Genomic DNA, 14,243 nt, shown 5'->3' on the forward strand with positions numbered 1-14,243 from the left:
AGAGTCCATGTTCGCGAAAGTGTCCATGGTAGAAAACACGGGCAAAAATAAAAGACGGTCTGGATGAGACGCTTACGAACAAACCCTTGCCAGACGGTGAGCCAATCGTTTGCGTAAAAAGCTGCTCGTGCGGCTATCCATGACCCGGTAAAACAGTTTACACTGTGTGCCTTCGCCCTTAAGGGCCATTCACTGCCGTTTTATTTAGTTAGCTGAGTCAGGAGATGCGGATGTTAAAGCGTGATATGAACATTGCCGATTATGATGCCGAGTTGTGGCAGGCGATGGAGCAAGAGAAAGTGCGTCAGGAAGAGCACATTGAACTGATTGCTTCAGAAAACTACACCAGCCCGCGTGTAATGCAGGCGCAAGGTTCACAGCTGACTAACAAATACGCGGAAGGGTATCCGGGCAAACGTTACTACGGTGGTTGTGAATACGTTGATATCGTTGAGCAACTGGCGATTGACCGTGCAAAAGCGCTGTTTGGCGCGGATTACGCTAACGTGCAGCCACACTCTGGTTCTCAGGCTAACTTCGCGGTGTATACCGCTCTGCTGCAGCCAGGCGACACCATTCTGGGTATGAACCTGGCGCACGGTGGTCACCTGACGCACGGTTCTCCGGTAAACCTGTCCGGTAAACTGTATAACGTGGTGCCTTACGGCATCGATGAAACCGGCAAGATCGACTATGACGATCTGGCGGCGCAGGCGCAGAAACACAAACCGAAAATGATCATCGGTGGCTTCTCCGCTTACTCTGGCGTGTGCGACTGGGCAAAAATGCGTGAAATCGCTGACAGCATCGGCGCGTACCTGTTTGTTGATATGGCGCACGTTGCGGGTCTGATCGCGGCTGACGTTTATCCAAACCCGGTGCCACATGCCCACATCGTGACCACCACCACCCACAAAACCCTGGCGGGTCCGCGTGGCGGACTGATCCTGGCGAAAGGCGGTGACGAAGAGCTGTACAAAAAACTGAACTCTGCTGTCTTCCCGGGTGGCCAGGGCGGCCCGCTGATGCACGTGATCGCCGGTAAAGCGGTGGCGCTGAAAGAAGCGATGGAGCCTGAGTTCAAAATCTACCAGCAGCAGGTCGCGAAAAACGCCAAAGCAATGGTGGAAGCGTTCCTGGCACGTGGCTACAACGTGGTTTCCGGTGGCACCCATAACCACCTGTTCCTGCTGGATCTGGTTGACAAAAACCTGACCGGTAAAGAAGCCGATGCTGCACTGGGTCGCGCTAATATCACCGTGAACAAAAACAGCGTGCCTAACGATCCGAAGAGCCCGTTTGTCACTTCCGGTATCCGTATTGGTTCTCCGGCAGTGACCCGTCGTGGCTTTAAAGAAGCTGAAGTGCGTGAACTGGCTGGCTGGATCGCCGATATTCTCGACAATATCAACGATGCCGCGACTGAAGAGCGTGTGAAGAAGCAGGTTCTCGATATCTGCGCCCGCTTCCCGGTTTACGCGTAAGTTAACATTTCCGGGCAGCTTCTGCTGCCGGTGATGATTGCTGATAACGGAGCACACTGTGCTCCGTTATTTTTTTGCCTTTTACACCTGAAATAGTCTTCAGGCTTCCAGTAATGCGCGAATGCGCTTTTGCTGATTTTCCGTCAGCGGCAATTCTGCGTGCACCAGCGGCGGAGAGTAGAGAGGCAATGGCGTGGCGTAGGGGGAAACCACCAGCGCAATCTCTTTCGGCGCGCCGTCGCGCTGAAATTCCGTCATATCCTGATATTTGATGTTCAGCGGCAGTAGCGTCATTTCACGTAACTGTTGCTCCAGCTCCTGCTCGCGTATTTTGTCATGGCCGGTCAGCAGTAACACCTGCTTCTCCTGCAGCGTATTCTCCTGCATCAGCCAGGCACCAAAAATAATCGCAATCAGTCCGGCTTCCTGCGGAGAAAAACGCACGCCATACTGTTGCTCAAAAGGCGCCAGCGCGCTGTAAGTGGTGCGCAGCAGGCGCGGATAGAGACGTGTCACTTCTTCTGACAGGCTGCTGTCGATGCCAATGGTAAAGTGGCTGCGATCCAGCGCCTGTGCCAGATGAGTGTAGAGCTGCGCGCTGAGTCCCTGCTCATCACTGAACCTGAGGGTGGAGAGCGTCTGAAAGCGGTGAATCAGCAGCTGCACGGCCTGCATCAGCTGGTGTTCGTTGTCATGGCGGATTGTCCCGACGGCGGGGGCATAAATCAGGCTAAACAGCAGTGCATAAAAATCAATTTCGTTGCTGTGCGGGGCCGCGTGACAGCGTTTCTGCCAGTGGCGGACCACCTCCTGCGCTGCCAGACGTTCCGCCTTAGCCGCCAGCCACTGCTGCTGTGCTGGCGTAAAATTGACATAGCTCTGCTGGCAGAGTGAAAACTGCATAAACAGCTGTAACAGCTGACGGTCGCGCGGGTTAAAGTCGCGCTGCAGCAGACTGGCGCAGTGCTGGATTAGCGCCTGTAAATTCTTTTCATCGCAGACAGATTTCTCAATTCCGCACGCTTTCAGCCACTGTCTGATGGCCGGAGTGAAGTGCTGTGCGACAAAATCGGGCGTCAGACGCAGGGCTCGTCGCAGCCAGTGCAGCAGGCACAATCGCCGATCCAGTTCCGCACCCTGCAACCGTAAGCTGCCATCCTGCTGCGTTTCAATAGCAAGCTGATGATAGCGCTGGATTTCTGCATCTGCCTCCGCTATATCTTGCCGGATGCACTCACTGTCCACGCCATTGATCTGGCGCAGCGTATCGGGGGTGACCACGGTATCGGGCAGATAAAGTGTTAACAGCAGATGGCAGCGGCGCTGAGAACCGGAGAAGAGAGGTGATGTTGATGGAGCATCTGGCATCATTCACTGTTCCAGTTAGTCATAACTGAACTAAGCGTAGCCAGGAATCATTCCACTACGTGATAAGAAGTCGTTTTTTGTTCAGACGTTTAAGAGCCGTCACAGAATTTATTATCAGGAAAGCGGATGAAGCGTATTTTGTTACATTATAACACTCTGTGGCGACAGATACTTATCGTTACTATGGTACTCATGTCTCCACGGGTGCTGGCGCATCCCCACAGTTTTATTGATATCAAAACCACGCTGGTCAGCAACGAACCCGGCAAACTGAATGCGCTGCGTATGGTGTGGAAGATGGATGAAATCACCTCAGCGGATCTGCTGTATGACGCCGGTAAGGCAAAGCCTGATTCGGTGGTGTGGAAAAAGCTGGCGGCGGAAGTGATGGCAAATGTACTGGGTCAGCACTATTTCACCGAGTTCTGGCACAACGGTCAGCGCGTGAAATTTAACAACCTGCCGTCGGAATACCATCTGGCGCGTGAGGGACACCAGGCGGTGCTGACATTTGTGATGCCGCTGGCAGAGGCGCAACCTTTAACCGGACAGACCTATACCTTTATGACGTTTGATCCCACGTACTTTGTCGATATGTATTACGACGACGAGAAAGCACTGCAGTTACCTGCAGCACTGCAACAGCAGTGCAAGCTGACGCTGAAAACACCGAAACCGGATACATCGCTGCAGCAGTATGCGCTGTCGCTGGATAAAGCTGACGCGCCGCCGGAAGAGATGGACCTGGGCCGCCAGTTTGCTCAGACGGTGACACTGGCATGTCAGTGAGTCTTACCCGCCAGCCTGCCGGGCGTCGCTGGCTGACCGCCATACCGCTGCTGCTCACTGCGCTGCTGTTTATCGCAGCCGGTTTCTGGCTGTGGCAACAGTGGCCGCAGTTGCTGCTGCAAAGCGTGCAGTGGCAGAAAGGCCTGCATCAGCAGATGACAGCGTTACTGCAACAGGTGGAACTGAATCCGCATCGCGCCGGGCTGGCGCTTCTCGCTTTTAGCGTGATGTATGGCATTTTGCATGCTGCCGGGCCAGGGCACGGCAAGGTAGTGATAGCCACTTTCCTTGCCACGCATCCGACAAAAGTGAAAACCAGCTTACAGCTGACGTTGGCCGCAGCGGTGGTGCAGGGCATGGTGGCGATTGCGCTGGTGACGGTGTTGCTGGTGGTGCTGCAACTGTCATCACGTCAGCTGCATCTGAGCAGTTACTGGCTGGAAAAGGGCAGTTATCTGCTGGTGGCGGGACTGGGCGTCTGGCTGTGCTGGCGTGCAACGCGGCAGTTATGGCGCTTACTGCGACCGGCAACGCCGTTGCAGATTTATGCCATTCGCCCCGCCGATCATCAGCATCATGCGCATTGCGGCTGTGGTCATCAGCATATCCCGGACAGTAACCAGCTGGCGCAGGCCGTTGGCTGGAAAACCAAAGCCCTGGTGGTGATCTCAATGGGGTTGCGTCCCTGTTCCGGGGCACTGATGATGCTGCTGTTTGCCAAAGTGATTGGTGTTTACTGGTGGGGGGTGTTGTCCGCACTGGCAATGGCGCTTGGCACGGCAGTAACGGTATCGGCGATGGCATTGCTGGTGCAAACGTCGCGCGCACTGGCGGGTCGTTTAAGCCGTCATACCCGGTCGGCGGGCTGGCAGAAGGTGGCGTTGCAGAGTCTGGCGCTGGCAGGGGGCGTTTTGCTGGTTATCGCGGGTGTGATGCTGTGGCAGAGTGCGCAGCCGGTACTGGGGGGCGGTATCCGGAGGATACTGTAGCAGGCGGGCCATAGGTGGCCCGCCAGAGAACGATTAACGCTTCAGCGCTTCGCTCAGTTCATCACGCATGTTAGCCAGCAGGGCTTTCACAACGCGTGGGTTACCGGCAACGATATTACCGGATTGCAGGTAGTTATGACCGCCAACGAAGTCAGTCACCAGACCGCCCGCTTCACGAACCAGCAGTTCACCACCCGCGAAATCCCACGGTTTCAGGCCAATTTCGAAGTAGCCATCAACGCGACCCGCGGCGACGTACGCCAGGTCCAGCGCAGCAGAACCGGTGCGACGGAAGTCGGCACACTGGGTAAACAGCTTGCCCACGATATTGATAAACGGCGTGGCGTGCTGTTTCAGTTTGAACGGGAAACCGGTGGCAAGGATAGTGCCATCGAGATCGCGTGCGCTGCTGCCGCGCAGACGGAAGCCATTGAGCTGTGCGCCCTGGCCACGTACGGCACTGAACAGTTCGTTGCGCATTGGATCGTAAACCACCGCCACTTCAGTACGGCCTTTAATGCGTACGGCGATAGACACCGCGAAGTGCGGCAGGCGTTTGATGAAGTTGGTGGTGCCATCCAGTGGATCGATAACCCATTGTACATCCTGGTCTTCGCCCTGCAGCTCACCCGCTTCTTCGGTGATGATGGTGTGCTTAGGGTAAGATTTGCGAATCACCTCAATAATCAGGCGTTCAGCGTCGCGGTCAACATTAGTTACGAAGTCGTTGCTGCCTTTCTGGCTCGCTTCAACGGCGTCCGGGGTTTCATAATTCTTGGCAATTAAATTTCCGGCCTTGCGCGCAGCGCGCACGGCGATGTTGAGCATCGGATGCATCAGTATCTCTCACTGGATGTTAAAGAACGGGAAAAACGGCGCGGAGTATATCAGGGCGCGCGCGCAATGTCCTGCATTTATGTTAGTATCACGCAATTATTTCACTGACCTGCTATTTCTATGCTGCAAAATATTCGTATCGTTCTGGTTGAAACCTCGCATACCGGCAATATGGGCTCCGTCGCACGTGCGATGAAAACCATGGGCCTGTCCAATCTTTATCTGGTGAATCCACTGGTAAAACCCGATTCTCAGGCTATCGCCCTTGCGGCGGGGGCCAGCGATGTGATCGGTGATGCCAAAATTGTCGACACCTTTGATGAGGCGATTGCCGGTTGCCGTCTGGTGGTGGGCACCAGCGCACGTTCCCGTTCACTGCCGTGGCCGATGCTGGACCCGCGTGAGTGTGGCATCAAAAGTATCGAAGAAGGCCAGCAGGACCCGGTAGCGCTGGTGTTTGGTCGTGAACGTGTCGGACTGACCAACGAAGAGCTGCAAAAATGTCACTATCATGTAGCGATCGCCGCGAGTCCGGAGTACAGCTCGCTGAACCTGGCGATGGCGGTGCAGATTATCGCCTATGAAGTGCGCATGGCATTTTTACAGTCGCAGGAAGTGGCGCAGCCGGAGTTCACCGAATCGCCTTATCCGCTGGTCGACGATCTGGAACGCTTCTACCAGCATATGGAACAACTGATGCTGAACAGTGGCTTTATCCGCGAGGCAAATCCGGGTCAGGTGATGAGCAAAATACGTCGTCTTTATACCCGTGCGCGCCCGGAACGTGATGAGCTGAACATCCTGCGCGGCATGCTGTCATCGCTGGAGAAAAGCAAAGGCGGGAAATAACCTGTTAATTTAACAGGGAAATATTCTGATCTCTGCTGTTTTTTTCGGCGAAGAAAAATACTTGAGTAAATTACTCGGTTAAATAGTTGACCAAATTACTCAGGAATGTCAGACTTGCGTCCATAAAGTTTGTTAACTGCCCGCTTACAGGGGTTTAACCGAGGTCGCCAAAGCTATGAGACTGACATCTAAAGGCCGTTATGCCGTTACCGCCATGCTGGACGTTGCACTGCACTCCCACGAGGGACCAGTACCGTTAGCGGATATTTCAGAACGTCAGGGTATTTCTCTGTCTTACCTTGAGCAGCTGTTCTCGCGTCTGCGTAAACATGGCCTGGTGGCCAGTGTGCGTGGCCCGGGCGGCGGTTATCTGCTGGGTAAAGATGCGGGTGCGATCGCGGTTGGCGCAGTGATTACTGCTGTCGATGAGTCGGTAGATGCGACCAAATGCCAGGGCAAAGAAGGTTGCCAGGGTGGCGAGCGTTGCCTGACGCACGTACTGTGGCGCGACCTGAGCGAGCGTATCAGTGATTTCCTGAACAATATTACCCTGGCTGAGCTGGTGAATAATCAGGAAATCCTTGATGTTGCAGACCGTCAGAACAGCGTGGTTGAGCGTCAGAACACCATTGACCCACGCTTCCTGCCAAACGGCCGCGTACAGGAAACCATTAACGTTAAGCTGCGCGCTTAAGCGTTAATCTTTCTCAGGCAGTAAAGTCTTTCAATGCGGCGTCCAACAGGGCGCCGCAATTTTTTTGGTCTGTTGCGCCCCGATGTGCGAAGATCCACGCCATAAAACCCACTATGATCCCGCTTTAACTATATAAGTGATGTACGGAGCTGAACGCGCAATGAAATTACCGATCTATCTGGACTACTCGGCCACCACGCCTGTTGACCCGCGTGTGGCGGAGAAGATGATGCAGCATCTGACCCAGGATGGCATATTCGGTAACCCGGCTTCCCGCTCGCACCGTTTTGGCTGGCAGGCGGAAGAGGCCGTGGATGTCGCCCGCAACCAGATTGCTGACCTGGTGGGCGCGGACCCGCGTGAAATCGTCTTCACTTCCGGTGCGACCGAATCAGATAACCTCGCTATCAAAGGCATCGCGGGTTTCTATCAGCAGAAAGGGCGGCACATTATTACCTGTGTCACGGAACACAAAGCGGTGCTGGACACCTGTCATCAGCTGGAGCAGGAAGGCTTCGAAGTAACGTATCTGACGCCGCAAAGCAATGGCCTGATTGACCTGCAACAGCTAGTGGCCGCACTGCGCGATGACACGATTCTGGTGTCGGTTATGTACGTTAACAATGAAATTGGTGTGGTGCAGGATATTGTTGCCATCGGTGAGCTGTGTCGTGCACGTGGCGTGTTATACCACGTTGATGCGACGCAGAGCGTGGGTAAACTGCCCATCGATCTCAGCCAGTTGCCGGTGGATTTGATGTCTTTCTCAGCGCATAAAGTCTATGGCCCAAAAGGCATTGGTGCACTGTATGTGCGTCGTCAGCCGAAGGTACATCTCGATGCGCAGATCCACGGTGGCGGCCATGAGCGTGGCATGCGTTCCGGTACACTGCCGGTGCATCAGATTGTCGGTATGGGGGAAGCCTACCGTATTGCGAAAGAAGAGATGCAAAGTGAAGGGGAGCGTTTGCGCGCATTGCGTGACCGACTGTGGAACGGCATCCGGCAGATTGACGAAGTTTATCTTAATGGCGACAGCGAGAAGAGCGCACCAGGTATTCTGAATGTCAGCTTTAACTATGTTGACGGTGAATCGCTGATTATGGCGCTGAAAGATCTGGCCGTTTCCTCCGGATCGGCCTGTACCTCCGCCAGCCTGGAACCGTCTTATGTGTTGCGGGCGATTGGCCTATCTGATGAGCTTGCGCACAGCTCAATCCGTTTCTCGCTGGGGCGTTTCACCACAGAAGAAGAGATTGATTACGCGATCCCGTTGATAGTGAAAGCAATTGGCCGGTTGCGTGACGTTTCACCAAAGTGGATGGCATTTAAAGCGGGTAAATAATTAACCCAAATCCAGGATTCTGACGTCAGTCAGACAACCAGAGCAACCCTTCAGCAGGCCGGATTTTATCCGGCCTGTTTTATTTAGGGTAGAGAAGAAATAAATATGACACGGAATGACACGTATAGTCGCGAAATCGGCGAAGCGTTGTATGATGCTACACCGACGCATATATCAGACACACTATAACGAACAAGGAGCCATGCGATGACTACTGAAGCGATGAACATCACCCTGTCAACGACAGCGGCTGATGCACGCTGGGGCGAAAAAGCAAGCCTCAGCAGTAATGACAACGGCATCACCATTCATCTGACTGGCAACGATGTGCTGGCGACCATTCAGCGCGCCGCACGCAAAATCGACGGACAGGGTATTCGCCACGTTGCACTGATTGGTGCAGGGTGGGATCTGGAAAAAAGCTGGGCATTCTGGCAGGGCTACCGTGCTTCCAAAGGGGAGCGTAAGGTTGAGTGGGCTACGCTTAATGACAGTGAGCAGGCTGAGTTTGATCGTCGCCTGCAGCATATCGACTGGGTGCGTGACATCATCAACCAGCCAGCTGAAAACATCACCCCTGCGGAACTGGCGGGCAGAGCTGCTGAGCTGCTGACCAAAGTCGGTGGTGAAGTCGTCACTTTCCGTATCACCCACGGTGACGATCTGCGCGAGCAGGGTTATATGGGACTTCACACGGTAGGTCGCGGATCTGAACGCCGCCCGACGCTGCTGGCACTGGATTATAATCCGGCAGGTACAGAAGATGCGCCGGTGTTTGCCTGCCTGGTAGGCAAAGGCATTACCTTTGATACCGGTGGCTACAGCCTGAAACAGAGCGCGTTTATGGATTCAATGAAATCCGATATGGGCGGTGCAGCACTGCTTACTGGTGCACTGGCACTGGCGATTTCTCGCGGTCTGAAAAAACGCGTCAAACTGTATCTCTGCTGCGCGGAAAACATGGTCAGCAGCAATGCCTTTAAACTGGGCGATATTATTCAATACCGTAATGGCAAAACCGTTGAAGTGATGAACACCGATGCGGAAGGGCGTCTGGTGCTGGCGGATGGCCTGATCGATGCCAGTGAACAGAATCCGGAGCTGATCATCGATGCTGCTACCCTGACTGGCGCGGCGAAAACGGCGCTGGGCAACGACTACCATGCGCTGTTCAGCTTTGATGATCAACTGGCGAACAAGTTGCTGGAAAGTGCGGCAAGTGAGAACGAGCCATTCTGGCGTCTGCCGCTGGCGGAATTCCACCGTAGCCACCTGCCTTCTAACTTCGCCGATCTGAACAACATCGCCAGCGCGGTGCACACCGCCGGAGCCAGTTCTGCCGCGGCTTTCCTGTCGCACTTTGTGAAGAACTATCAGAAAGGCTGGCTGCACATCGACTGCTCGGCTACCTACCGTAAAAGCGCGGTAGAGCAGTGGTCAGCCGGTGCGACCGGTCTTGGTGTGCGTACTATCGCCAACCTGCTGTTAAAATAACGCTTAACGGGCCGGAGTTATCCGGCTCTCTGATGCTGGTGTGTCACTGTTGCCGCACCAGCCACTGATTGTCCGGAATAACATCATGAACCAAGCGAATCACCGCCTTGAAGAAGTGCTGAAACAGGCGGCTACTGAACCTGCTCACTGGCCTGAGTTTTTTGCGTTGCTGATGGATGCCAGTGTCTGGGTGCTGGGTGAAAGCACTACGGGGCAACCTGGAGACAGCAGCGCTGTGGATCTGCAGCACTGGGAAAAAGATGATGGCGTCAGCGTCATTCCTTTTTTCACCTCTGTTGAGGCACTGCAGAAGGCGGTCAGTGACGAACAGGCATACCTGATTATGCCGGTACGTACATTATTCGAGATGACGCTGGGTGAAACCCTGTTTCTCAACCCAAAACTGCCTGCTGGCAAAGAGTTTTCACCGCGAGAAATTGCGCATTTGTTAGGTGAAGAGGGCAATGCGCTCAGCCAGCAGCAGGTACTGGAAGGTGGCACGTCTCTGTTGCTGTCGGAAATTGCCGAACCTCCAGCACAGGTGATCGATTCCCTGACCCAGCTGTTTGCAAAATACAAACAGGTACGGCGTGCTTATGTGGCGCACATTAAAGAGTCAGCGGAAGACGCGCCTAATCTGCTGATTGGCATTGAAGCTGACAGCGATATTGATGCGATTATTCGTGCGGCGGGCAGTGTGGCGACGGGTACGCTGCCTGGCGACGAACCGGTGGATATTTGCCAGATTGTGGATGGCGACAAAGGCATCAGCCACTTCTTTACCGCGCATATCACGCCATTTTATGAGCGTCGCTGGGGCAGCTTCCTGCGCGATTTTAAAGTGATCAACCTGTAACATTGTGGCCGGGGTGTTATCCCGGCCATTTACACGTCAGACATTCTTCTCTATTGGCAAATCGTCGCGGCTGCCCCATTCGCCCCACGAACCGTCATACAGTTTCACATTTGCCACGCCGAGGGTGGTCAGCGCCAGAATCAGCACCACTGCTGTCACGCCGGATCCGCAACTGGCAACAATCGGTTTCGTCAGATCGACGCCATGACGCTGGAAAATCGCTTCCAGCTCTGTTGCGGGTTTGAGCTGCCCATCCGCGACCAGTTCGTTCCATGGCACATTCAGGCTGCCGGGAATATGCCCGCGGTGCAGACCTGGACGAGGCTCATCGACTTCGCCATTAAAGCGGTTCGCTGCACGCGCATCGACAATCTGTGCCGTCCCTTCATGGCTGATCAGCAGTACATCGGTTACCCGGCGCACCAGGTCGGCATCGTATTCGGCATCGAATTCACCCTCAGCCAGTGATACTGCTCCGGTTGCCAGCGGCAAACCCGCCTGCTTCCAGCCTGCCAGCCCGCCCGCCAGAATCGACACCTGGTCGACACCGAAAGCGCGCAGCATCCACCAGGCACGCGGCGCGGAAAACAGATTGCCTTCGTCGTAGACCACCAGATGTTTATCGCGGTTAATTCCCATCTCACGCATCGCTACTGCGAACGTTTCCGCGCGCGGCAGCATATGCGGGTAAGGGCTGGTGTGGTCGGAGAGTGCTTCAATATTAAAAAATGGCGCATCAGGCAGATGGCCTGCCAGATACTCGGCCTGAATATCGCGTACCTGCTCCTGACCTGGCGGCAGCATACGCGCATCCAGTACCTGCACATCATTTTCAATCATGTGTTCGGCAAGCCAGTCAGCAGTAACAAAGAAGGAGGTGGTCATAGCGGCCTCATTATCGGTCTGAGTCATCGAAGTGCTGAGAGTGAGTGTGGGCGATTTGCCAGCGCATCACAAGACAAATCGCATTATGCGAATGATCTTAAATGTATTTTACGACACGTCTCGAAAAAAAGTGCATCCGCCATAACGTCCCCTCTTTTTGTTGCGTAATCGCCCGCAAATTCAGAAATTTGCCTGGTCGCTCTTTCGGGTTTCCCGCCATAATATCATTCACCTTTTGCCGGCTTGTTATGCCATGGAGAACGTATGTTTAGGTTGAGAACGGGGTCAGGTGTCGCGGTGTTACTGGCGCTGGCGCTGCTGGTGGGATGCGATAATAACGATCAACAAACGCCACCAACAGCCGCCGCGGAAAAAAGCACGGCAACGCAGCAGACGGAACTCACTGCGGCGCAGAAAGTAGCCGAAGCGGAGCGTGATAAAGGCAAACCGCTGACAGTCGTCGATATCTCTGAAGTGCAGCTGGATGGTGCCAGTACCCTGGTCGCCACGTTCTCCGTGGCGCTGGACGATAAACAGGACTTCGCGCAAAAACTGCATCTGGTGGACAGCAAAAGCGGCGCGCTGGATGGTGGCTGAGAGCTGTCGCCAAATCACCGCGAACTGCGTTTTCGCCACCTTGAACCCAATCGTAAACTTATCGCCAGCGTTGACAGCGGGCTGAAAGCGGCGAATGGTGCACAACTGGATCAGTCGGTCGAACAGGAGATTTCCACTCGTGATGTGGAACCGATGGTCGGTTTCGCCAGCCGCGGTTCACTGCTGCCCACCCGTGTGGTGCAGGGACTGCCTGTTCTGGCGCTGAATGTCGCCAGCGTGGATGTCGATTTTTTCCGTGTCAAACCTGCCTCATTAAGCGCCTTCATCTCCTCCTGGGAATATGGCAACAGTCTGCAGAGCTGGCAGTCGGAAGAGCTGCTGAAGAAAGCCGACCTGGTCTACAGTGGCCGTTTTGATCTCAATCCCGCGCGCAATACCCGGGAAAAAATGCTGTTGCCGCTGAGCAATATTGAGGCGTTCAAACAGCCTGGTGTTTATCTGGCGGTGATGAAAAAAGCCGGTTCTTACAATTACAGTAATGCCGCAACCCTGTTCACGTTAAGTGACATTGGCCTGTCGCTGCATCAGTTCCCAACGCAGATGGATGTCTTCAGCCAGAGCCTGGAAAATGGCGCGGCGCTGTCTGGCATCACTCTGACTCTGCTGGATGACAAAGGGCAGACACTGCAGCAGGCCGTCAGCGATCAACAGGGGCATGCGCAACTGAAAGCCAGCGCCAAAGCGAAACTGCTGCTGGCAACCAAAGATCAGCAAACTACGTTGCTGGATCTCAGCCGTCCGGCACTGGATCTGGCCGAATTCGCTGTTGCCGGGCCGGAAGGGTATGACAGGCAGCTGTTTATCTTTGGGCCACGTGATTTGTATCGTCCGGGGGAAACGGTCATCGTTAATGCCCTGCTGAGGGATGCGGATGGTCAACCGCTGCCTGCACAGCCGTTGCGGCTGGAGGTGGTGAAACCGGATGGTGAAGTGGCGCGCAAACAGGTCTGGCAGGCGGAAAATGGTCTTTATCAGTATCGTTTTTCTTTACCGGCGTCGGCCGCAACCGGCAACTGGACGCTACGGGTCAATACGGGGGACGATCGTCCGCGTAACTGGCGATTCAGTGTCGAAGATTTTCTGCCAGAACGTATGGCGCTGGCGCTGAAAGCCAGTGATACGCCGCTGCAGCCTGCTGATGATGTGTCGTTTGCCGTCAATGGTCGCTATCTGTACGGTGCACCTGCGGCAGGTAACCGTCTGCAGGGGCAACTTTTCCTGCGCCCGAAACGTGATGCTGTCGCGGCGTTGCCGGGCTATCAGTTTGGCGATATTGATGAACAGGGTGTGAAACGCAACCTTGATGAGCTCGATGTGACGCTGGATGCGCAGGGGGATGCTGAGGTGACCGTGGCATCGGACTGGAAAGATGTTCACTCGCCGATCAACCTGATCCTGCAGGCCAGCCTGCTGGAGAGCGGTGGCCGTCCGGTCACCCGTCGTGTCAGCCAGGCCATCTGGCCTGCGGAAGCGCTACCGGGTATCCGGCCACAGTTCGGTAATAAAGATGTCTATGACTACCGCAGTGACAGCTATCGCAGCCAGCCAATGGTGGAAGAGGGCAGCAATGCCGCCTTTGATATTGTGCTGGCAAATGTGCGCGGCGAAAAGCTGTCGGCACAGAATGTCGATGTACGACTGATCCGCGAACGCCGTGATTATTACTGGAGTTTTTCTGACGGCGAAGGCTGGCAGTCACGCTATGACCAGAAAGATCTGGTAGAAGATCAACGTCAGATTAACCTGACTGCCGACGGTGTGGCGCGGGTGGAATTCCCGGTGGACTGGGGATCATATCGGCTGGAAGTGCGCAGTAACGACAGCCCGGCGTTCAGCAGCATTCGCTTCTGGGCGGGCTATAGCTGGCAGGATAATACCGATGGCAGCGGCGCACTGCGTCCGGACCAGGTCAAGCTTAAGCTGGATAAACCGGCTTATCGCCCGGGAGAAAAAGCCAGTGGGCGGATTCAAGTTCGAAGTGCAACGCTAAGCCGCCTGTCTTAACTCTGCAAAGACCACTGAAGGCTGCCGGAAC

General features: G+C 54.9%; 11 protein-coding genes and 1 pseudogene. 9 read left to right on the top strand and 3 right to left on the bottom strand.

Features of this window, described 5'->3' with window-relative positions:
* The first annotated feature begins 230 nt into the window (after positions 1-230).
* Positions 231-1,484, top strand: coding sequence for a serine hydroxymethyltransferase (gene glyA / locus ACSZO1_RS18080; protein WP_437615087.1), 1,254 nt, complete (start codon positions 231-233; stop codon positions 1,482-1,484).
* A gap of 99 nt (positions 1,485-1,583) precedes the next feature.
* Here the strand turns inward: glyA and csiE are convergent, their stop codons facing one another.
* Positions 1,584-2,852: a stationary phase inducible protein CsiE gene (gene csiE, locus ACSZO1_RS18085; protein WP_437615103.1), complete on the bottom strand. Its 1,269-nt coding sequence runs from the start codon at positions 2,850-2,852 to the stop codon at positions 1,584-1,586.
* Positions 2,853-3,035: 183 nt separating this feature from the next.
* On the opposite strand from csiE, the gene ACSZO1_RS18090 reads away from it, so the two are divergent.
* Positions 3,036-3,641: a DUF1007 family protein gene (locus ACSZO1_RS18090; RefSeq protein ID WP_437615105.1), complete on the top strand. Its 606-nt coding sequence runs from the start codon at positions 3,036-3,038 to the stop codon at positions 3,639-3,641.
* On the top strand, positions 3,632-4,630 hold the full coding sequence (locus ACSZO1_RS18095; protein WP_437615089.1) for a nickel/cobalt transporter: 999 nt from the start codon (positions 3,632-3,634) through the stop codon (positions 4,628-4,630). Before ACSZO1_RS18090 ends, ACSZO1_RS18095 begins: the two co-directional genes overlap by 10 nt.
* Positions 4,631-4,663: 33 nt before the next feature.
* On the opposite strand, the gene suhB is transcribed toward ACSZO1_RS18095, so the two are convergent.
* Positions 4,664-5,467: an inositol-1-monophosphatase gene (suhB, locus tag ACSZO1_RS18100; protein WP_437615091.1), complete on the bottom strand. Its 804-nt coding sequence runs from the start codon at positions 5,465-5,467 to the stop codon at positions 4,664-4,666.
* A 120-nt stretch (positions 5,468-5,587) separates the two neighbouring features.
* On the opposite strand from suhB, the gene trmJ reads away from it, so the two are divergent.
* From trmJ to sseB, 5 genes are all read left to right on the top strand, one after another.
* Positions 5,588-6,316, top strand: coding sequence for a tRNA (cytosine(32)/uridine(32)-2'-O)-methyltransferase TrmJ (gene trmJ / locus ACSZO1_RS18105; protein WP_437615093.1), 729 nt, complete (start codon positions 5,588-5,590; stop codon positions 6,314-6,316).
* 175 nt (positions 6,317-6,491) lie between these two features.
* The gene (iscR, locus tag ACSZO1_RS18110) at positions 6,492-7,010 is read left to right on the top strand and encodes a Fe-S cluster assembly transcriptional regulator IscR (protein ID WP_437615095.1); all 519 of its coding nucleotides are present in this window, start codon (positions 6,492-6,494) and stop codon (positions 7,008-7,010) included.
* Positions 7,011-7,170: 160 nt separating this feature from the next.
* Positions 7,171-8,355 (top strand): IscS subfamily cysteine desulfurase, encoded by a 1,185-nt coding sequence (locus tag ACSZO1_RS18115; protein WP_437615097.1) that lies wholly within the window; start codon positions 7,171-7,173, stop codon positions 8,353-8,355.
* Between the two features lie 207 nt (positions 8,356-8,562).
* Positions 8,563-9,849, top strand: a complete 1,287-nt coding sequence (pepB, locus tag ACSZO1_RS18120) for an aminopeptidase PepB (protein WP_437615099.1) — start codon at positions 8,563-8,565, stop codon at positions 9,847-9,849.
* 85 nt (positions 9,850-9,934) lie between these two features.
* Positions 9,935-10,705 carry an enhanced serine sensitivity protein SseB gene (gene sseB, locus ACSZO1_RS18125; RefSeq protein ID WP_437615101.1) on the top strand — a complete coding sequence of 257 codons (771 nt, stop codon included), beginning with the start codon at positions 9,935-9,937 and terminating at the stop codon, positions 10,703-10,705.
* Between the two features lie 36 nt (positions 10,706-10,741).
* On the opposite strand, the gene sseA is transcribed toward sseB, so the two are convergent.
* Complete coding sequence (gene sseA / locus ACSZO1_RS18130) at positions 10,742-11,590, bottom strand: 3-mercaptopyruvate sulfurtransferase (protein ID WP_437615106.1); 849 nt, start codon at positions 11,588-11,590, stop codon at positions 10,742-10,744.
* 264 nt (positions 11,591-11,854) lie between these two features.
* Between sseA and ACSZO1_RS18135 the strand changes: the two are divergent.
* Positions 11,855-14,158: pseudogene (locus ACSZO1_RS18135) on the top strand (alpha-2-macroglobulin family protein); the annotation flags it as partial.
* Positions 14,159-14,243: the final 85 nt, after the last annotated feature.

The organism is Erwinia sp. V71 (genome assembly GCF_965644245.1).
Taxonomy (GTDB): Bacteria; Pseudomonadota; Gammaproteobacteria; order Enterobacterales; family Enterobacteriaceae; genus Erwinia.